At 61.3% G+C, this 19850-nt stretch carries 15 protein-coding genes; 8 read left to right on the top strand and 7 right to left on the bottom strand.

Annotated features, from left to right (window positions below; all coding sequences use genetic code 11):
- Nucleotides 1-34 precede the first annotated feature (34 nt).
- Nucleotides 35-877 (bottom strand): TIGR03619 family F420-dependent LLM class oxidoreductase, encoded by an 843-nt coding sequence (locus ET21_RS0112395; protein WP_030539958.1) that lies wholly within the window; start codon nucleotides 875-877, stop codon nucleotides 35-37.
- A gap of 42 nt (nucleotides 878-919) precedes the next feature.
- Nucleotides 920-2044 carry a sulfotransferase gene (locus tag ET21_RS0112390; protein WP_030539957.1) on the bottom strand — a complete coding sequence of 375 codons (1125 nt, stop codon included), beginning with the start codon at nucleotides 2042-2044 and terminating at the stop codon, nucleotides 920-922.
- 296 nt (nucleotides 2045-2340) lie between these two features.
- On the opposite strand from ET21_RS0112390, the gene ET21_RS0112385 reads away from it, so the two are divergent.
- The 7 genes from ET21_RS0112385 to ET21_RS0112355 all read left to right on the top strand — a co-directional run bounded on the left by ET21_RS0112385 (nucleotide 2341) and on the right by ET21_RS0112355 (nucleotide 10358).
- Nucleotides 2341-2748, top strand: coding sequence for a nuclear transport factor 2 family protein (locus ET21_RS0112385; protein WP_030539956.1), 408 nt, complete (start codon nucleotides 2341-2343; stop codon nucleotides 2746-2748).
- A gap of 13 nt (nucleotides 2749-2761) precedes the next feature.
- Nucleotides 2762-3958: a cytochrome P450 gene (locus ET21_RS0112380; RefSeq protein WP_030539955.1), complete on the top strand. Its 1197-nt coding sequence runs from the start codon at nucleotides 2762-2764 to the stop codon at nucleotides 3956-3958.
- Nucleotides 3958-4860, top strand: coding sequence for a TIGR03620 family F420-dependent LLM class oxidoreductase (locus tag ET21_RS0112375; RefSeq protein ID WP_021238008.1), 903 nt, complete (start codon nucleotides 3958-3960; stop codon nucleotides 4858-4860). Before ET21_RS0112380 ends, ET21_RS0112375 begins: the two co-directional genes overlap by 1 nt.
- A 151-nt stretch (nucleotides 4861-5011) precedes the next feature.
- Nucleotides 5012-5668 (top strand): TetR/AcrR family transcriptional regulator, encoded by a 657-nt coding sequence (locus ET21_RS0112370; protein WP_081856713.1) that lies wholly within the window; start codon nucleotides 5012-5014, stop codon nucleotides 5666-5668.
- 268 nt (nucleotides 5669-5936) lie between these two features.
- Nucleotides 5937-8171: a TonB-dependent receptor gene (locus ET21_RS0112365; RefSeq protein ID WP_162180708.1), complete on the top strand. Its 2235-nt coding sequence runs from the start codon at nucleotides 5937-5939 to the stop codon at nucleotides 8169-8171.
- A 32-nt stretch (nucleotides 8172-8203) separates the two neighbouring features.
- The gene (locus ET21_RS0112360) at nucleotides 8204-9136 is read left to right on the top strand and encodes an NAD(P)-dependent oxidoreductase (RefSeq protein WP_030539951.1); all 933 of its coding nucleotides are present in this window, start codon (nucleotides 8204-8206) and stop codon (nucleotides 9134-9136) included.
- Between the two features lie 127 nt (nucleotides 9137-9263).
- Entirely contained in the window at nucleotides 9264-10358 is a 1095-nt protein-coding gene (locus tag ET21_RS0112355) for a DUF1214 domain-containing protein (RefSeq protein WP_051768161.1), read from the top strand.
- Between the two features lie 42 nt (nucleotides 10359-10400).
- Here the strand turns inward: ET21_RS0112355 and ET21_RS0112350 are convergent, their stop codons facing one another.
- From ET21_RS0112350 to ET21_RS0112335, 4 genes are all read right to left on the bottom strand, one after another.
- A complete protein-coding gene (locus tag ET21_RS0112350) occupies nucleotides 10401-12248 on the bottom strand; it encodes an alkyl sulfatase dimerization domain-containing protein (protein WP_051768160.1) in 1848 nt (615 codons plus the stop codon).
- 51 nt (nucleotides 12249-12299) lie between these two features.
- The gene (locus ET21_RS0112345; RefSeq protein WP_162180707.1) at nucleotides 12300-14213 is read right to left on the bottom strand and encodes a PQQ-binding-like beta-propeller repeat protein; all 1914 of its coding nucleotides are present in this window, start codon (nucleotides 14211-14213) and stop codon (nucleotides 12300-12302) included.
- A gap of 91 nt (nucleotides 14214-14304) precedes the next feature.
- Complete coding sequence (locus ET21_RS0112340; RefSeq protein ID WP_030539947.1) at nucleotides 14305-14811, bottom strand: nuclear transport factor 2 family protein; 507 nt, start codon at nucleotides 14809-14811, stop codon at nucleotides 14305-14307.
- Between the two features lie 37 nt (nucleotides 14812-14848).
- Entirely contained in the window at nucleotides 14849-17269 is a 2421-nt protein-coding gene (locus tag ET21_RS0112335) for a TonB-dependent receptor (RefSeq protein ID WP_162180706.1), read from the bottom strand.
- Nucleotides 17270-17298: 29 nt separating this feature from the next.
- On the opposite strand from ET21_RS0112335, the gene ET21_RS26655 reads away from it, so the two are divergent.
- The gene (locus tag ET21_RS26655) at nucleotides 17299-18819 is read left to right on the top strand and encodes a TetR/AcrR family transcriptional regulator (protein WP_156029149.1); all 1521 of its coding nucleotides are present in this window, start codon (nucleotides 17299-17301) and stop codon (nucleotides 18817-18819) included.
- Nucleotides 18820-18930: 111 nt separating this feature from the next.
- Here ET21_RS26655 and ET21_RS0112325 read toward each other — a convergent pair whose 3' ends face one another.
- Nucleotides 18931-19809 (bottom strand): Coq4 family protein, encoded by an 879-nt coding sequence (locus tag ET21_RS0112325; protein WP_051768158.1) that lies wholly within the window; start codon nucleotides 19807-19809, stop codon nucleotides 18931-18933.
- Nucleotides 19810-19850: the final 41 nt, after the last annotated feature.

Raw genomic sequence — 19850 nt, 5'->3', positions numbered from 1 at the left:
TCGCTCACCTCAACTGTTGAGATCTCCAGCGCCTCTAAAGGCCCACGCACCGGGCGGATTCCTGCATCTGCTCCACCTTTTCCGCAGCGGTATCCCCCATCAGCGGCGGCAGGACCATGCGCGTGACGCCCATCTCCTCTAGTTCGCTGATCTGGCCGGGCGTAGCGCCGCCCTTCACCGCAAGGACGATTTCAAAGGGTCGGTCGAGCGTCCCGGCATCTTCCCGTGCTGCCCGCACGCCCGCTAGCACGCCGGGGATTTCGCCGAAATCATAGGCGACGCCCAACCAGCCGTCGAGGCGGGCGGCGCGCCTGAGAGCGGCCTTGCTTTCGCCGCCACACAGGATCATCGGCATTTTCGACGGCGCTGGCGTCATCGTCAGCGGCGGCAGGTCGTAGAATTCCCCATGATGCTCGACGACTTCGCCCGTCAGCAGCTTCGCCAATATTTCCAGCATCTCGTCGGTTCGCTTGCCGCGCGTCGTAAAGTCTTGCCCCGTCACCGCGAACTCCTCACGCATCCAGCCGACGCCGATACCGAAGTCGATCCGCTCGCCGGTCAGCACGCAGGCCGATCCGAGGGACTTGGCGACCGAGACCGGATCGCGCAATGGCAGGACGTAAACAGAAGGCATGAAGCGCAAACTCTTCGTAAACCCGGCCAGATGGGTGATGAGAACCCAGGGTTCGGCAAAGGGCGTGTGGGTGGTGCTGACGGGCTTGCCGTCGGCGGAATAGGGGTAGGGAGTGTTGATTTCGACCGGCCGAACCAAGTGGTCGCTGATCGTCACGCCGGTGAAGCCGATATCCTCAGCCGCCTGGACCAGGTCCGGCATATGCTCCATCGGCGTGCGGGCGAAAGATTGCCAGAACTGCATGGGAAATATCCTCTAGGGGAGATTGAAGGGCGGCCAGCGATCCTACCAGCCGAAACGCAGCGCCAGTTCGGGGATCTGCGCGGTGTAGCGTTCGCGTTCCTCTCCCGACGCCTTTTCATAGTCATGCTTGCTGACGAAGCGTTGCGCCTTTTCCCGTTCCTCGTCCAGGAAAGCGGCGTAGGACGGGCTGATCGGCATGCCGAAGCGTGCGTAAATGCCTTCGACAACCGCCTTTGGGTCCGCGACAAGATCAGGGAAGTGGACGACGAACTGGTCCTTCGCGGGAATGGATGCCAGCGCTTCGAACATATAATTATACTGCGACATCTGCTGGTCCGACAACGCCTTGGCCGCTTCGTGCGACAATTCCGAATGACAGCCTTGCTTGTCCCAATACCATTGCATCAGATGTTCAAGGCTGGGCAGCATTTCTGCCGGATTGCGGACCATTGCAACGAAGCGGGCGTCGGGAAAGGTCTCGCGCAGGGAACGGATCTTCACTGTGAAGGATGGGCTTTTGCAGCAATGGATGCGGTTGCTGCCGGTCGCGTAGATCTGCCGCTGAAGTGCCGCCTTGTAAAATCCCATGATTCGCCTGCGCGCCTTTTCGGGCCGCTGGTCCGTGTAGAACAGGTAATGGAATTCCCGGATATAGGGAAAGAAGGTGATGAGGGTGCTGGCGCTGAAGTTATACAGCATGATGAAGTCGTCTTCTTCGGAACTGTCCATGCGCCAGTCGTGCATCTGGCGCACTTCCTGCAATCCATTGTCATGCTTGTCGCGGATGCGCTTGTAGATGCGGCCGCCCAGCAAGAGCCGGTCAAGCGCCGCTGCACCCGCCAGCATCTTCTTCTGCACCAGCGATGGGATGAGAAGCTCATATCCCTTGAAGAAGGACATGCGTTCTTCGTCGCCCGTCAGTAGGCGGTGCATCTGCGTGGTGCCGCTGCGGCCATTGCCCACCACGAAAATCGGCGCCTTGACCTCGACCTTGCGCACGCCGGGGAAGAAGACATAGTCAAGGAGCATGCAGAGATAGGAGAAGATACCTGCGACAACGAAAAACAGCCATGCCAGAAGCGCTCCCGCGATCCGCTTTATACCGCGTTCCTTCTTGAAGATAAGGACGGGTATCTTGAACATGGTGTAGACGTCGAAATAGAGCATCTTTTTCTCTTTCAATGCAGTTCGCTGCAAAAGACCGGCGCGTCAGCGCAGTGGCATCGCCAAAGCAGCCTTTTCAAGGCTGACAACGGCCGCCGAGCGGCCATGACCCTTTTCCATGCAGCGCCCTCTCCCATTCTCATGATCTTCGCATGACGGGGATGCCGCCAGGCGAATCAATCAGAGCATTCATGCATCCCTAAAACGGGCAATAAGGAAACGCAACGTCTCGTTCCTGAAAGATTGACGGGCAAGCATCGCCACGGTAACCGTCATGGCCAGAGGCATGGCAATGCCCGATGGCCGCGCCCGCAGCGCGGCAGGAATTTGGCACAGGAGAGTGGATGATGACCCTGGAGGAAATTCAGCAGTTTTTCCGCTACAGCGATGATGTCGACCGCGAAAAGCTGCGCGAATGGCTGCACCCCGACTTATTGCTCACCGCGATCAATGTCGGGCTGGAAAAGCCGTTGAACCTTGAAGAATATCTCGATTTCATCGAGCATATGAAAACCTATCATGCAGACAGGGGAGAAGCGACGAAGCATATTCCCACGAATGTTCTGATCGAAGGGGACTTAATCGCCATATCCGGGCATGTGCTGCACAGTTACCCTGGCAAGGCGGATGAGTATTCGACCTATTTCGATTTCTGGAAACTGCGTGACGGAAAGGTCGTCGAATATAACATCGCCCACGATCTGTAATCGGGGGAGCAATATGATCGACTATGATCCCTTTGCCGATGCGATCATCGGCGGTGACCCGCATCCCATCTATAAGCGGATGCGCGACGATGCCCCTGCTTTTTATCTGGAGAAATATGATGCTTGGGCGCTGTCGCGTTTCGAGGACATCTGGAACACGTCGCTGGATACGGTGCGGTTCACGAGCAGCAAGGGAACGCTGCCTTCGCAAGTCCTGACCAAGGAACAGCCGGTCATACCCATTCTCAACTGGGTCGATCCGCCTGATCACACCATGCTGCAAAAGATGTTCTTGCCCCTCCTGAACGCAGCGGCGGTCAAGAAGCAGGCGGATATGATGCGGATGGCAGTGACCGAATTTCTCGACGACCTGAGCGGGCGGGACGAATTCGATGTCATGGACGACCTTGCCATGCCGCTCGCGTCGCGCCTGATCTTCGATTTCGTCGGCGTCCCCCCTTCCGACCAGCCGCGCATGCGGGAATGCGTGAGCCTGCTTTTCGGCCACGATCCGTCTGATGGCGCGGTGACGGAGGAAGGGCTGCGCGCCTATGAGGAAATGAACGCCTATTGCGGCGAGCTGGCGGAGAGCCGCCGTGGCTGGACCGAGCAGCCCAACGATGCGGTTTCGGCGTTCTTCCAATATGAGCAGCGCATCGGCCGAAGGATGACGAAGGAAGAGGCGTCCATCCACTTGGGAATGCTGGTGTCCGGCGGATCGGAGACGATCGCGAAGGGCGTGACCTTGCTCATCTACCTGCTGCATCAGTTTCCCGAGCAGAAGGCGCATGTGCTGGCCGATCGTCCGCTGATCCTAGATGCGTTTCAGGAAGCGCTGAGATATGACAATCCGACCCAGTTTCTGTGCCGGACGGTCGCGCAGGACGTGACGCTGCATGGCCAGACGCTGAAGCAGGGGCAGGGCGTGCTGCTGCTCTATGCCTCGGGCAATCGCGATGAGCAGGAATTCGACCGCCCTGACGAGTTCGACGTGCGGCGGGGCAAGCGGCGCATCCTCAGCTTTTCCGGCGGGCCGCACCTTTGCCTTGGCATCCACTTCGCGCGGCTGGAGGCGCGCGTTCTGATGGAGGAGTTGCTCGCACGCTTTCCGGATTATGAGTTGGATGTCGGGCGGGCGCGGAAGATCAAGACCGAGCTTACCAAGGGATTTGCTGAGTTGCCCATGCGGCTGGCCAGAGGCGCCGCCTGATGCTGTCGTCAGGCAAGGCGCCGGGACTGTCACCTTCACCGGGAATCTGGTTCCATACCGATCACCTGCCCGCGCGGGACGCTGCGGCGCTTGCACGATCGGTCGAACGTCATGGTTTCAGCGCCTTCTGGTTCGGCGAAGGATTGGGTCGCGATCCGCTGGCGCACGCGGCCTATCTGCTGTCCCAGACAGAAAGGCTGGTGATCGGAACGGGGATCGCCTCCATCTATTCACGCGATCCGCAGGCGATGATGGGTGGCGCGAACACCTTGGCCGAACAGTCGGGCGGCCGGTTCATCCTGGGGCTGGGCGTGTCCACGCCGCCTCTGGTGGAGGCGCGCGGCCATAGTTTCGCGCCGCCGGTGCCAGCCATGCGCAGCTACCTGAGGGCGATGCAGGCATGTCATTACGGATCCTGCCCGCCGCCTCAGCCGGTGCCCGTGGTGATCGCCGCCCTGGGTCCGCAGATGATCAAGCTTGCGGGACAGGAGGCATTGGGGGCTTATCCGTGCAACGTCACTCCCGAATTTACCGCGCAGGCGCGCAGCGCGATGGGCCCGGATGCGCTGCTAGGCATCCAGCAGAAAGTCGTCCTTGAAACATCGCCCAGCCGCGCGCGGGAAATCGGGCGGGCGGGGCTGGCCCTCTACCTTGCCGTGCCCCATCAGCGGAAGCATTGGGAGCGGATGGGGTTCGATGAGTCCGATTTCCTGAACGGAGGATCGCACCGGCTGGTGGACGGGCTGGTCGCATGGGGCAACACAGAGGCGATCCGTGCTTCCATCAGGGCGCATCTGGATGCAGGCGCGAACCATGTCTGCCTTGAGCCGCTGCTGCCGCAGGGAGAGGCTATGCCCGGAGAGGAACTGCTGGAAGCGCTGGCATACAGCGCCGGGGTTTAGGGCGCGGCTGATTTAAAAGAGAGGATGTCGCGTGAAGGGGAAACGGACGCCGCACCCCTTCGCTTGGAACAGAAGTGTATCGATCGGAATTGCATAGTCGCCCGCGCCGACCTAGTGCTCCTGACGTCAACCCATTGAAGGTGTGCCGGGAATGAGTGCTCAAAAGGAGCGTGCAGGTCAAACTCCGCAAAAGCCAAAAAGGGGAGGGCGTCCGTCCAAATCCGATGCGGAGCGTCTTCAAACCGTCATCCTCGACACGGCCGAGAAAATGTTCCTGTCCAAGGGCTTTGGCGACACCAGCATCGAGGCCATCGCGGCTGCCGCGGGCACTGCCAAAAAGACGATCTACGCGCGTTTCGGCAGCAAGGAGGGGTTGTTCATCGCTGTTGACGAACGCATCCTCGCCAAGCCGGATAAAAGGAGCATAAGCGCGGAAGGATCGTTCGAGGAACGGCTGGTCGCCACATCGCTGGCGATGCTGTCGCGTATGTTGCAGCCTAAGCTGGTCCGCATCTACAGCATTGTGACGGGCGAAGCCCAGCGCTTTCCCGATCTTGCCCGGCGGGGGGAATATGCCACCGCCTTCCCTGCGCGGCGGGCGCTTCGGGAGTTGCTGGCGCAAGGGCATGAAAGCGGCGAGATCATTGTCGATGACTTGCAACGCGCCACCGAGTTGCTGGAAACGATGGTGAACATGGCGCCGCTCAACTGGACAATCCTGGGCGTCAAGAAGATGGACAGCGCGGCGCAGGAGGACTGGGTGCGTTCGGCCGTCGCCCTGTTCCTGCACGGCTGCAAGCGCCGCTGACATTTTATCCTGATTGTGGCCGGAGCTGCCGCATGGCGTGAATCAGTCGTGCTAAGTCACGATTGACCTACATCATTGATTGCCCTAATTTAAAAACGCAACGGATCGTTCCGATTCGGCGGATGCATGTCCGCCGCGTCCCAAGGATTACGCTTGCTCGTCAACAATGCGGCAAAAGCCGTAAGCCGGACGAGGTCCGGCATAACGAGGGAGGGGATGGAAGATGTCTCATCAGGATAAGTGCGCCTGCTTGATGGCTGGCGCTGCGATGGCTATGGCGCTGTCCGCTGCTGTGCCGGTCCATGCGCAAGAGGGTCAGGTTCAGCCGGTTTCGGAGGATATGCCCGCGCCCGGAGAGATCATCGTCACCGCCCAGCGCCGCGCGCAGGCGCTTCAGACGGTGCCCATTGCGATCACCGCGATACAGAGCGACACCTTGCAAAGCCAGGGCGTCACCAGCCTCGCCAATCTGGCGGCGATCGCGCCCAGCCTGAATGTCGTCGCCTATCCCAACTCATCCGACACGCTGGCCTTTGCGATGCGCGGCCAGGGAAATAACGATCCCGGCCAGATCACCCGCGATGGCGGCGTCGGCGTCTATATCGATGGCTTCTACATCGCCCGGCCGCAGGGCGCTCTGCTCGACCTTGGCGAGCCGGAGCGGATCGAAGTTCTACGCGGGCCGCAGGGCACGCTTTATGGGCGGAACACGACCGGCGGCGCTGTGAACATCATCACTCGACAGCCGACCGGCGAATGGGGTGGCAGCGCATCCCTGTCCTTCGGCAGCCGCAATCTGGTACGCGCGCTGGGCAGCGTCGATCTGCCTTCGTTCGGTAACCTAGCGATCAAGGGAACGATTTCCTACAAGAGCAAGGACGGCTGGGTCAAAAATCCGGGCGCGCAACTGAACTTCGGTGAGTTCGGCCAGATTGCGGGACGGATCGCGGCGGAATGGAAGCCGGTGGACGATTTCACCGTCCGTTATGCCTTCGATCTGGGCCGCGTGCGATCGACGCCGCCTTATTATGTGAACCCGGCACTGGTGGGAGCCATTCCGGGCTACAGCGCTGATCGCGACCGGACCTACGCGCCGCTGGACCTGGATTATAGCGTCACCAAATTCGTGGATCACCAGCTGACGCTGGAATATCAATTGTCGGACGCCGTTCTTCTCCGCTCGCTGAGTGCCTATAGGGGAACGCGCGCCACGCAGGACGTCAATTATGGCGTGGCACAGTCGACGCCGTTCTTTCCGCTGACGGTCGAAAGCCAGCATTATTATCGCACAAAGCAATATACGCAGGAATTCCAGCTGATCGGCGATATCACGTCCAGGCTCGATTTCACCGGCGGCCTCTATTATTTCAAGGAAAGTGGTTACCACCCCTTCGACACGACACTTGGCTATCTGCTGTTCGGCGCCGAGCAGCTGACCCAAACCGTCATTCACGCCAAATCGGAATCCTACGCCGCCTATGCGCAATCGACCTGGACGCCGCCGGTCTTCGATGATCGCATAAAGTTGACGGTCGGCGGGCGTTACACGCGTGATCTTCGCGATGCGTCGCGTGACAGGACGATCAATGGCGCTCTGGTGGACGATAACATCACAAATTCCCAGCGTTTCAACAATTTCAGTCCGATGGCAAACCTGGCCGTGCAATGGACGCCCCAGATGATGACCTATTTCCGCTTCTCCAAAGCCTATAAGGCGGGCGGTTCCAGCGAGTTGTCGAAGGATTTCACCCAGACTTTCGGCCCGGAAAAGATTACGGCTTATGAAGTGGGGTTGAAGTCGCAATTGTTCGACCGGCTGCTCACCTTCAACGTGGCCGCCTTCCTGAACAAGTTTGACGATCTCCAGATCATCTTCGGCGCGGACCCGGTCGATACCAGCATTATCGCTTCGGCCAATGCGGGCAAGGCCGAAATCAAAGGTGTGGAGATCGATGCCACGCTTCAACCGTCGCCCGATCTTTCGCTGCGCGCATCCTATGGTTATCTGAAAAGCGATCTGAAACAGGTCGTCGCTTTGCCGGGAACGATTTTCGATCCGGCGGTCAATCCAAGCTCCCCTTTCAACGTGGGTGACAATGTCGCTGGCTATTTCACGCTGCCTTATGTCCCTAAACATTCGCTGACACTGAGTGGCGACTGGACGTTCCTGCGCGCTGGTGACGATGCGTTCGCGGTTCATGGCGCCTATACTTACCAGAGCGCGGTGTTCACCTCCGCCGGTGCCGGGCCGTTGGTGCCGGGCCATGAGCTTTATACCAATCAGGCGACAAGGAACGTCAACGCGCGGCTCACATGGACGCGGCCGATACCGGCTGGCAAGCAGCTGCGCGTATCGCTCTTTGCCGAAAATCTGTTCAACAACAGGCGCCGTTCGGACTTCACGATCGGCGTGGGCGGCACGGCCTTCGACGGCTTCCAGAGCTTCACTACGCCCTATAACGAACCGCGCACGATCGGCGGTGAGGTCAGGGTCGAATTCTGACGGGCGGCAGGCCGTAAGGAAGGAAAGATAAGATGAAGATCCTGGTGGTGGGCGGTGCGGGCCTGATCGGTGGTCATGCGGCGCTGAGGCTGGCGCAGAGTGGACATGACGTCGTTATTGCGGGCCGCAACGCGCCTGCGGAAGACACCCCGCTTGGCAAGCTGCCTTTTCAGCGGCTGGATTTCGTCAATGACGACCCGCCCGCCGATCTGCTCTCCCGTTTTGACGCGCTGGTCTTTTCGGCGGGCAATGACATCCGCCATGTCCCCAAGGGTGCTGATTATTTCCAGCATGTCACACAGGCGAATACGGTCGCGCAACCGCGCTTCTTCGCCGCCGCGCGCGATGCGGGCGTGCGGACCGCCATCAACATCGGCAGCTTCTACCCCCATGTCGCGCCGCATCTGCTGGACAGCAATCCCTATGTCCGCTCGCGTTACGAGGCGTGGCTGAAGACGCGCGCGCTTGCTTGTCCCGATTTCAAGGTGGTGAGCATCGACGCGCCTTCCGTTGTCGGGACGGTGCCGGGCCAGATATCGATGTTCGCGGCGTTCGTCCGCTATGTCGAAGGACGGTTGCTGGACGCGCCGGTCGTTGCTCCGGCAGGCGGCGTCACATGGGTCAGCACCGATACGGTGTCCGATTGCGTCGAGGCTCTGCTGGAACGTGGCGAGACCGGGCGCGGGTATCTGATCGGGGACGAGAGCCTCACGCACCAGCAGATTTTCGGCGCTTTCTGCGAGGCAGTGGGCAAGCCCGTCCCGCCGGTTTCGCAGGACGAACATCCGATCCTGCCCGACATCTCCCTGGCATGGGGACGGGGCAACAGCCTCTACTTCAATGCCAACCCCCAGGATGCGGCGATGCTGAACTACCGGCGCGGTGACGTGCTTCGGACGATCCGGGAGGAAATCGTGCCGCAATATGCTGGCGCCAGCTTTCCCATCCGGCTGGATGTCTTTTGAATAAGGGGGAGAGGGCATGGCGGATGAAACCGTCATGCCCTTTGCATCAACAGGTGTTCAGAGGGACAAAAGGGAAGGCGCGGGATGCTGGGCGCCATCGCCTTGATGCAAACGAGCAGGAGCTATGATGAGCAGCGATAGTCAGCAACGCGGATGGCCGGTCTGGGACGAACTGGGCGCGGCGCTTTCCGAAGCGGGAGAGATCGTCGCGGGCATCGATGATCTTGATGAGGTCGAGATCGCGGAAGGATATCGCTACGTCACGCGCATGTTGCGGCAGGCGCTGGAAGGTGCGGTCGAGGGATCGTCCGCCTCCGCGCCGCTATTGCGGCTTGGGCGTCCCGAAACGATCAAGGGGCCCGGCTTCGACAATCCCGACCAGATCGCGGGCGGCGCGGCGATCGAGGCGGGGTCGGACTATATCGTGCGCGGCACGCGGGGCGCCGTCACCTATCTGAGCCTCGGCACCTATTATGGCCGCGATTATGGGCAGAGCGGACGGTCCGGCCGCGGCGGAGCGCTGAGCGGCGATCAGCTGGAATATGGCCCTGACGGGACGTTCGAGATCCATGTGAGCGCTATGCCCAAGCCGGGCAACTGGCTACCCATGGACCCCGACACCCATGTGCTGATCGTCCGGCAGTTGATGCTCGACCGCTTCAACGAGGTGCCCGCGGAACTCAGCATCGAACGGGTCGGGGGCGCTGTCACGCCGCCGCCGCTGTCCCGCGATGGCATGGAACGCAGGCTTCGCGGCGCCGCCACGTCAATGGTCGGGTCGATCCGGCGCTTTGCGGAATGGTCGCGCGAGTTCATCCAGATGCGCAACGAGATGAAGCTCATCGACCCGGCGCAGATGGCGGCGGTGCATGGCGATCCGATGTACACCTATATCGTCGGCGGTTTTGCATTGGAGCCCGATGAGGCGCTGGTCGTGGAGGTGCGGCCGCCCGAATGCATATACTGGAGCCTTACGGCCTATAATTACTGGCTGGAGACATTCGACCATCGCTTCCACAATGTCGCGGTGAACAAGGCCAATGCCGTGGCTGCGCAGGATGGGACCGTGCGGGTCATCCTTGCGGGCCGTGATCCGGGCGTTCCCAACTGGATCGATACGGCGGGACACCGGCGCGGCACGTTGATGCTGCGCTATGCCAATTCGCAGGAAAAGCCGATGCCAAGCTGCAAGGTCGTGCCCATTACCGACCTGGAGCGGTGAGATAAGCTCCGGGCGGTGATCAACACCACCCAGAGATGAACGTCACCGCGTCGTGAAGTGGAGGTCCGACCAATCCTTCAGCGGCGGATTGAAATAGCTCATGAAGGTTTCGGCGCCCTGCCGGTCGCCCTGTACCGTTGCCGCATTGCTTTCGATCAGCTGAGCAAGCGTCGTATCCCCGGCGGCGAGGCGCGCGAGCGATGCCTTTGTCGTGCTGACGGTGAAGTCGGGAGAGGGGGGCGCCTGAGTATAGACCTCCGCTATGCCACGGCGGATTTCGATCCCAACCTGATCGCCACTGTCCGAAAGCACGAAGGCCAGTGTCTTGTGCACATTCAGCGTGCGTTCGGCCTGCAAGCGCGGAGCGAACAGGCCGATGATGGCGCGGCCCGGCATGGCGTTGAACTGGGCGACGCGCGCCTGCGGTGAAGCCACGCCGCGGAACCAGTCATTCTGGATCTGCAAAGGCGCTCCCTCCAGTTCCTGCGCGGACGTAAGATACCAATTGCGGGCATTGGCGTTCACCTCTGCATAGCCGAGCTGCCGCAGGGCCTGCGCCTTCAGCTTGCGCGCGTTCATATTGCCAGGGTTCACGCGGATGACATTGGTCAGCATGTCGGCGACCCAGCGATAATCTCTGGCTGCGAGCGCCTTCTGCGCCTCCGCCACCACATGCGCTTCGCCGCCCATCAGCGCTAGGTTGCGCTGCGCCCTGTCCTTCGGTGGAAGCAGGTTGAGCGTCGTCGGATCGCCTTCGAACCAGCCGAAATAGCTGGCATAAAGCTGCCGGACGCTGCTGCTCACCGATCCATAGAATTGCGCGAGATAGGGATCGTCGCGCAGATGCGGGGGCAGCTGCGAAATCGCGGCGGCCAGTTCATCCGGGCCATAGCCCTTGTTCATCAGGCGGACGGCCTGATCATGGACATATTGGATGGCATCGCGGTGATTGGTCAGCACGCTTGCAACCTTGTCGCGACCCAGCGTTGGGCGGCCATGGCTCAGCACCAAATATTCGGCGGGGAACGCGCGCACCCGGTCGATGGAGCGATACCAGGTGATCGGATTGCGGATCTCCGCTCCGCGCAGCGTGTAGAGGTTCGGGAAAGTCTCCCCCATCAGCAGGTCGCCGGTCGCCAGCATCTTGAGGTCAGGCATCCAGACGGAAATCGCGTCATCGGTCTCACCGGGCGTCCGCACGATATGAAGCCGCACGCCCGCAATCGTCACGTCCAGCGTATCGTCCACCAGCTTGTTCGGCGGAACAAGCCCGATCGGCCCCGCCACCATCGCCGGGCCGGTGCCGTTGTTCACCACCCCTTCGGGTCCCTTGGGAAGATAGGCGCCGAACATATAGGCGAAGCGCGCCGTCATGATGTCGCGCGTGAACAGCGGATTGGCCTTGGCCGTTTCGGAGCTGGCGAGCAGCTTCATCGTGTCGGCCTGCGAAATCACCGTCACCTTGCCGGACATGGCGTCCTGCGGCTGAACAAAGGCCGCCGCCCCGCCCAGATGGTCCATATGGTGATGCGTGTAGATGATGCCCTTGACCGGCAGCTTGGAAATCTTGCGGAACTCCGCCTCCACCGCGCGGCCGGAGGTGAGGGATTCCGTCGTGTCGATGATGATGAGGCCGTCATCGCCGATGATCATGGTCGAATTGGCATCGCCATAGCCGACCGCGACATAGACGCGGTTCGATACCTTGTAGACCTTGGGCTGCATCGCCTTGGACAGGGCTGTCAGCTTCGGATTGATCGTCGGCGCGGGCTTGTCATAGGCGAGGTTGGCTGGCGCGGCGGCGGCGGACAGCGTTCCCGCGCAAGCGCAGGCCAGCGCCGCCGTGCCGAGGATGAAGCGCCGAACGGATTGTTTCGCACGGAAGGTCATGGGGCAACGTCCTTTGTTCATCTTTGCTGGGGCGATATTCGCAACGAAGGTTCATCGGCCATCGACGGAAAAGGCCATCAGGGCATTTCCCCCACGGCCAAGCCCCGCGCCCGCGTTGACATAGACCATGCCGCCCGCGATCGTCTGACCGCCGCGGCCCATCGCCCCGCCGCGGGCCTGCGCGCCGTTCACCGCGTTGATGGTCCTGGCCATGTCGAAGCTCCAGACGATGTCGCCGGAACTGGCGGCATAGGCGCGGATGTGGCCGTCGTTGGAACCGGCGAAGACGATGCCGGGAACAGCGCTGGGCGGCGACCGCTGGGCGGCGCTGCAAAAGTCCTTGCCCCATGAACAGACGGCAGGCTGCGCAGGCTTGCGCCAGATCTGACGGCCGGTGGCAAGGTCAACGGCCGCCATGCCGCCTTCGGGCTGATCGAAGGAGATGGGAAAATAGGCGATCTGCCCCACAACCGCCGTCCCGAAGGTAAGGCTCCCCTGCGGGTTGGGCCGCGCGAGGCGGGTCTGCCACAGGATCTTGCCCTTGTTATCGGGGTCGAAGGCATAGACCACGCCCCCCTTGCTGCCCGCGACGAGGATGTCCTTGCCGCTGTTCAGCGTGACGAGCGCGCCGGGCATGGAGAGATCGGAATCCGGCCCAAGTTTGCGCGGACAGTTGGCGTGCGGTTTCCGGTCGCACCCGGCGACCCAGGCATCCTGCGGCAGCGCCTGGCTGCTCCAGCGGATCTGGCCGATGCGCAGGTCGAACGCGATCAGGGCGTCCGAAGCACTGGAGGCGGGCTCGGTATAGGCATTGCCGGTCGTCACATAGACGGCGCCGCGTTTGGGATCGATCGTCGGAGCGGACCAGACGGACGCACCGGCGGGGCCGTAATTCTGAGCGCCCGCCGCGTTCACTTTGGTGGGCCTCAAAGGCTCGGTGAAGACATCCTTCGACCAGACGATCCGCCCGGTGACAGCGTCGATCGCGGCGAGACCGCCGCGCGCCTTACAGCATTCATAGGTCGGCACTGGCGCCATCTGGCTTTCAAAAGCGGCGATGGGGACGAACAGGCGGTTGCCGTAGAGCACCGGCGAACCGGAGATGCGGCGCGTCTCTTCGGTGAATAGGCGGGTCGCCCAGCGCTGCTTGCCTGTGCGCGCGTCAAAGGCGGCGACGTTCCCCAGCGCATCGGCGACGAACAGCATCCGCGCCTTCGCGCCGCCGGGTGCCTGAACGGTGCCGATGACCGGCGCGCCCCGCACTTCTCCGGGAACCTTGGCGGTCCAGCGGGTGCAGCCGGTGCGTGCGTCGAGCGCGAACACATTGCCCTTGGCGCTGGCGCCGTAGAGCCAGCCATCCGAAACCACGGGCAGGCCGCCGACGCCGCCGGGATAGGCAAAGGCCCATTTGAGCTTCAACCGGGGCACGTCCGCCGCGGCAAGTCCGCCTGCGGGCTGGAAGCGGCGGTTGGTGAGATCAGAGCTCCACCCTGTCCAGCTTCCATCGGCCGATGCCGCTGCCGGTGGGGCAGGGGTCTTGCACATATTGGCGGTCAGCGACGGTTCGCGCAGCGGCTTTTCCTGCGGCAGCATGGCCGCCAGAAGCCGTTTTTGCGCGTCGGTCAGGCCAGCCGCCATTGGTTGCATCACGCCGGTCGTCAGCGCCGCATAGATGCGTTCGCGGGTAAGGGAGCCGAGCACGGCCCGGCTTGGCGCCGGCCCGGAAGGATGATCGTGGCAGGTGGAACAATTCTGCTTGAAGAGGACGAAGCCTTCGACGGCCAGGTCTGCGTTCATCACCGGAAAGCCGTTGTCCAGCGCCGGGCCGCTGATCGCAGCCGCTTCATTCGCAGCAGCCGTTTCATTGCCGTCATTAGGCGCCTGGCAACCGCCGAGCAGCAGGGAGCCCCCAAGCGCAAAAAGGATGGAGCGAAGGCTCCATCCGTTCGAACCAGACCCTATCATCTCACTTGCCGGCTGGTTTCGATGCCGGTTGGCCATTGGCAGGCGCAGCAGGCGGTACGGGTTCCCGCTCCTTCAAAACCCAGGCGGTTTCCTACTGACGGCTGGCGAAAACCCATGCGCCCGCCACCTTCTTGAACCTGTCCTTGTAGACGGCGACGCGGAAGATTTCGGCAGGCTGACCCGTTTTCGCCTGGATCGTGGTGAGGAAGCTTTCCGCCTGCGCGCTGTTGCCATCGGGCGCGATGTCGATGCGGGTGTTGGTGACCAGATGGCGCACCGTGGTGCCCGGATCGCCGCCCAGATATTTGCGCACCAGGGCGGAAACCTGTTCTGACCCGCTGGCGATGACCTGACCCTGCGGACCCAGGAACGCGCCATGGGCGAACAGCTTGCCGTAGGAATCGAAATCCTTCGCGGCCAGGAAGGCGCTATAATCGGCGATCAGCCGTTCGATATCCTGCTGGTCGGCGACGCGCTGAAGCCGTGCCGCCAGAGAAGCCGGTGCGGGAGTGGCTGCGTGCGCGGCAGCGGCTCCCACATGCAAGCAGAATCCGGCGAACATCAATCCCAGCAGCCGTCTGGCGAATATATGTCTCATTCTCTCTCCATTTTTCTACCGGACGGCTGCTGCTTCCCTAGAAGTGATAGCGGAGCGACGTGCCGTACATGCGGGGCTCGCCATAGATGCTGGCGGTAAAGCCCGTGCCCGCGCTGCTCGCGCTCGTGCTGCTGATCCGGTACAGCTTGTTCGTGACGTTGGTCATGAAGAAGCGCGCGTCGAAGTTCGACCCGAACAGCCCATTCCAATCGAGAGACAGGTTAAGCAGGCCGAAAGAGTCGATCTTCGCGTCAGGTTCGTCCCTGATGGTCGAGACGGGAAGCGAATATTTGGTCCCAACCCATGAGTAGCCGGCATTGGCGACCAGCGTTCCGACATCATCGCCCAGCGGCATGCTGTACCGCGCATTCAGGTTGAACTGATGCTTGGGCGTATGCTGGAAGGGCAGGCAGGACATATCGAGCGCGACTGTCTGACCCGGAGAGGCCGGTAGTGCGACTGGCCCGTCGCAGCTATCCTTGAAGCGGATGCGCGGATCACCCGCGACGATCAGCGTGTACTTCTTATATTTCGCGTCGGTATAGGCGTAGCTGCCGGACAGTTCGAGGCCGGTGACGGGCCGGATTACGCCTTCCACCTCGATGCCGCGGATGCGGGCAGACTCCGCGTTGAACACGCGAGAGCCGCTGTCGAAGCCGCTGGCTGGCGGGGGAAGGCCGTTGGGTGCATTGTCGGCGGTTGCGCGCTGAATGTCCTTATAGTCGAGATTATAGGCAGAGACGTTAAGCCGGACCGGCATGTCGGCGATCCTGAAATCACTCTTCACGCCGATTTCATAGTTGGTGACATATTCGGGCTGGAAGGTCAGCACTTCGACGCGGGGGCCGCTCGCGTTGAAACCGCCGCTCTTGTAGCCGCGCGTCACCCGTCCGAACAGCAGCAGGTCGCGGTTCGGTTGATAGTCCAGGCCAATGGTCCAGGTCGGCGCGTTGGTGTCGAGCTTGGCGCTTGCGGTCGGGATAACGACGAAGGCGGGCGCGATGCGCGAACCCTTGATCGTGTCCCAGGTATGCCGGTAGCCGCCGGTCAGCTTCAGATTGTCGAGGGCGGGCGAGAAGGTGCCGAGATCCAGTGTCGCCTGGAAGTAGACGGCCGTGCTCCTGGTGTCGATCTTGGCGAATGTGCCGCCAAGATTGCCGACATTGAACGATCCCGTACCCTGGAACCCTTCGGGCTTGGTGTGCGACAGGAAGCCGCCGAACACGAAGTCGAGCTTGCCATCCAGCATCTTGCCCTGGATCTGCGGTTCCTCGGTGATCAGGCTGAGATTGGTGGCTTGGTAGGACGAGCCCGCAGCGCCCAACTCAGGATATTGCGCAGCAAAGCCAGGCGTCACCACCGCGGGGATGTTCGCCAGAATCGGAGCGATCGAACCGTCCAGATCCCAGGCGAAACTCTGTTTCATCCGCTGGTAGCCGAAGATGTTGCGGAAGGTCAGGGCGTCATTCAGCCTGACGCTCAAAATGTCCGTGACGCTGGTGATATCGACCTTGAAGAAGGTGTCGGTGTTAAGCGCGACTTTACGCGGGCCGAGCTCACGCTGGCGCGCGAGTATTCCCTGGATGATCGCGGGGTTGAAGGATTGAGCCGGCACGAAGGGACGCAGATAGGCAAGGTTCGCGGCGAGACCAGCCAGATTGGCGTTATTTCCGTTGCTGGCTTCCAGATAGGTGCCCGTGCCGTTCGTATCGGACTTGGTCTTGTAGGCGACGAGGTAGTTTTCAACGCCATCGGTAGGGGTGAACAATATCCCGATCCGCGCGGTCCAATAGTCGCGGTCGTCATAGCGCTTGCCAGCAAAGCCCGGCCCGCGTCCAGCAGGGGCGAGGCATCCCACCGTGCTGGCGACGCAGATGTCGGTGAAGCCGAACGCCTCTGGCCCCACATCCTTGGTGAAACCGTCGCGCTTGGCGTATTTGCCGCCGATACGGATCGACAGAATGTCCGGCACAACCGGGATGTTGATCGCGCCTTCAAACTCGCGATCATTATAGTTGCCATATTGGCCCTGGATGTAGCCCTCAAAATTCTGGGTGGGCCGCTTGGGGCCGACCAGCAGCGCGCCACCTGTCGTGTTGCGGCCGAACAGCGTTCCCTGCGGGCCGCGCAACACCTGGAGCGATTCAAGGTCGAAGAACAGCCCCGGTCCGCCCTGGTCGCCCAGAACCGATCCCTGGATCAGCGGTACTTCGGCGAAATAATTCACGACGCCGACGGGCGCGCCGAAGGTCTGGCCCTGGCCGCGCAGCGTGATCGATTCCGCATCACGCTGCGTTCCATTGGGGCCGACGATGACGGACGGAACCTTTCCCAGCAGGTCCTGCGCGCTGGAGATATTCTGTTCGCGCAGGCTTTCATTGCTGAAAGCGGTAACGGAAACGGGCGTGTCCTGGATTGATTCGGCACGGCGTTGGGCGGTGACCACGATCTCGCCCATTTCGGGGGCAACCTGCGGATTAGTGTCCGTTGTCTGCGCCAGAGCCGCTGTGGAAGCCAGCGCTGTGCTGGCCAGGAATGCAGCCAAAACGGGATATGTGTAGGTCTTCATATTTGCTTCTCCCCTTTCGACCCTACGTCACCTCTCTTCGAAGAGTGGGCGTACTTATACGTAACGGTCGCGTACTATTGCTTCCTGCTACAGGCTGTTTTCCGCTTGAGCAAGCCCGCTTTTCCGATAAGGACAGGATGATGAAAAATGGCATGGTGAGGAGCGCGGCAGAACGGCAGGGGGAAGCAGATCAGCGCGACCGCATACTCGAAGAAGCAGAAAGCCTGTTTCTAAAGGAAGGGTTCGATGGGACGACCATCGACATGATCGTCAGCCGGGCGCATATCAGCAAAAGCGATTTTTACCTGCATTTCCAAAACAGGGACGATGTTTTCCTGGCGGTCGCGCGGCGGTTGATCGTGCTGTCCGGGCGCTTTCTTCCGATCCCGGACGGACCGCTGTTCGACCAACTTGCCGCTTTGGGGCCGCTGATGCGCCGCGGGCAAGTCATGCAGCCGGGAATCGGCATCCTTCGCGCAGCCATCGTCGCCAATCGCTTTTCGTCCGACGTTGCCCGTCAGGTCTATTTGCGCCGTGCGAGCCAAGGCGACAGTCTCGCGCGATTGCTCATGAAGACGGCCGAAGCTGACGGTGCGCGCTTCGACGATGCTTCGCTTTGCGCATATAGATTTGGCGCCATCGTGACGGATGGTCTTCGGCATCTTGCAGGCCTGCGGATGCCGGGGGCGGATGATCAACGCGCCTTTGGCCGCTATGCCGCGCATATATTCCTCTACGGATATGCGGCCCGTGAGGACGGATCATCCCGCGCGGACATAAAGGAAGGAGGAAAGCATGGCTGGATCGCGCCGCAGCCCGTTTTTCCTGATCTGCCACCTACCCGCAAGTCTCAGGAAAGCTGGAACGCCGTTCTTGACCAGGCCTGGTCCGTATTCAGGCAGGCGGGCTATGACGCCGCCAGCATGGATGGAATATCGGACCGTGCGGGATTGCCCAAGAACACGATTTACCGGCGGTTCGGTTCAAAGGTAGGACTGTTCCTTTTCACTGCCCGGCGCCGGATCGACATGATATTGGCGGCACCCGTCGAACTTGAAAAGGGTGCACTCACCGGCCACGAGATACTCACTGGCGTGATGCTCGACATGCAGAAGCGCTTCTGTTCCGAAGATTGTCTTGCGCTCAGCCGGATTCTCATCGCCGGAGCGGGTGAGCATGATGTCATGACCAGTACGGTCTGCGAATATCTCGTTCAGCAGGTGATCGATAAAATCCTGCCTATTGTCCTGTCGCTTATCCGCACAGGTGATCTTGCGATTGGCGTGGCGCCGGACCTTGCCGCCTGGCACATCTTCGTGCTCGCGACCTTCGGCAGCCGCTTCCTCTTCATCGCCCCAGAAGGCGCCGAGGAACAGCTTGCCCTGGCCAGCGAAGCGGCAGAACAGTTCCTGTTCGGAATCTTCCGGCCGCCCCTGTAGGAAATGGCGGGCCGGTGAACGGGCCCGGATACAGGATTGTCCCGCCGCTGGGCTGTCATCCGGCGGCGGGACAGGCAGGCGGCCCGGGGGGAGGGGCAGGCCGCCGCCTGGTTATTCTGCGGCGTTCAGCATCGGCACGCCATAGTTCGGATCGTCTTCATTGCAGAGGCGGTTGCTGTCGAGCCACAGCCCTTCTTCGACGGGCGTGATGTTCAATTCCCTGCGGATGTCGCTGATCTGCCAGTCGGTATAGGCGCGCCAGTCCACCAGCATGAGAGGATATTTCCAGTTCCGCCCCTGCTGCGCCCCGCGATATTCCGCCTCCAGGTTGAGGACCATGGCTTCGGGATAGTGCAGCCCGTCCTTCATGATCGTCTTCGCCTTGAGGTAGGTCGCAATGCGCGAGAAGAAGGCGGACAGTTCCGGGTGGAAATACCGCGCCTTGGCATGCATGTTCGCGGTGAGCAGCGCGACTTCGCCGCCATGGTTGGGGCCAAAGCCCGTCACCATATGTTCGATGTCATGGGTGAGCGCGGTCTGGCGCAGATAGAAGGTGAAATCGTTGACGACCTGCACTTCCTGAAAGAACAGGTCTAGCTGATAGCCTGAATTCACCATGAAGTCGTGGATAGCCGCACCCAATGTTCCCGCTTCGCAATGGGCGAGTTCAGCGATGGTGAAGTCTGCAAGGCGGCGTTCCGAAAGCCATTTGGAGAATTGTGGAAGCCGCGCCTTTTCCATTTCGAACAGTTCAATGATCCGGGGCATGTCCTCCAGTTCATGCAGTATCGCCGCGACTTCGGGAATATAGGCGGTATTGGGCATGTCCGGCCCGTTCCGCCGCAGCATTTCCTGCGCGATCAGCGCGCGTAACGGCGCGTGGTTGAGGTAGCGGGACGAACTGACCAGCACGCTGCTGTCCGTCGTTATCGTTTTGATGCGGCCGTTGAAGTATTCGCGGTCGGCATCGCCGATCTTGGCTTCGATCATGTCTTGCATCCTTCCTGTGCAGGCGCGCCGCTCCAAAGGGC

The sequence above is a fragment of the Sphingobium sp. DC-2 genome, assembly GCF_000722555.1.
Lineage (GTDB): Bacteria > Pseudomonadota > Alphaproteobacteria > Sphingomonadales > Sphingomonadaceae > Sphingobium > Sphingobium quisquiliarum.
This window is presented reverse-complemented; position numbering and strand designations above follow the sequence as displayed.

Coding starts and splice junctions, on each gene's coding strand:
- ET21_RS0112395 (WP_030539958.1), bottom strand. CDS start 877: ATGCAGTTCTGGCAATCTTTCGCCCGCACGCCGATGGAGCATATGCCG.
- ET21_RS0112390 (WP_030539957.1), bottom strand. CDS start 2,044: ATGCTCTATTTCGACGTCTACACCATGTTCAAGATACCCGTCCTTATC.
- ET21_RS0112385 (WP_030539956.1), top strand. CDS start 2,341: ATGGCCGCGCCCGCAGCGCGGCAGGAATTTGGCACAGGAGAGTGGATG.
- ET21_RS0112380 (WP_030539955.1), top strand. CDS start 2,762: ATGATCGACTATGATCCCTTTGCCGATGCGATCATCGGCGGTGACCCG.
- ET21_RS0112375 (WP_021238008.1), top strand. CDS start 3,958: ATGCTGTCGTCAGGCAAGGCGCCGGGACTGTCACCTTCACCGGGAATC.
- ET21_RS0112370 (WP_081856713.1), top strand. CDS start 5,012: ATGAGTGCTCAAAAGGAGCGTGCAGGTCAAACTCCGCAAAAGCCAAAA.
- ET21_RS0112365 (WP_162180708.1), top strand. CDS start 5,937: ATGGCTATGGCGCTGTCCGCTGCTGTGCCGGTCCATGCGCAAGAGGGT.
- ET21_RS0112360 (WP_030539951.1), top strand. CDS start 8,204: ATGAAGATCCTGGTGGTGGGCGGTGCGGGCCTGATCGGTGGTCATGCG.
- ET21_RS0112355 (WP_051768161.1), top strand. CDS start 9,264: ATGAGCAGCGATAGTCAGCAACGCGGATGGCCGGTCTGGGACGAACTG.
- ET21_RS0112350 (WP_051768160.1), bottom strand. CDS start 12,248: ATGACCTTCCGTGCGAAACAATCCGTTCGGCGCTTCATCCTCGGCACG.
- ET21_RS0112345 (WP_162180707.1), bottom strand. CDS start 14,213: ATGATAGGGTCTGGTTCGAACGGATGGAGCCTTCGCTCCATCCTTTTT.
- ET21_RS0112340 (WP_030539947.1), bottom strand. CDS start 14,811: ATGAGACATATATTCGCCAGACGGCTGCTGGGATTGATGTTCGCCGGA.
- ET21_RS0112335 (WP_162180706.1), bottom strand. CDS start 17,269: ATGGGCGAGATCGTGGTCACCGCCCAACGCCGTGCCGAATCAATCCAG.
- ET21_RS0112325 (WP_051768158.1), bottom strand. CDS start 19,809: ATGATCGAAGCCAAGATCGGCGATGCCGACCGCGAATACTTCAACGGC.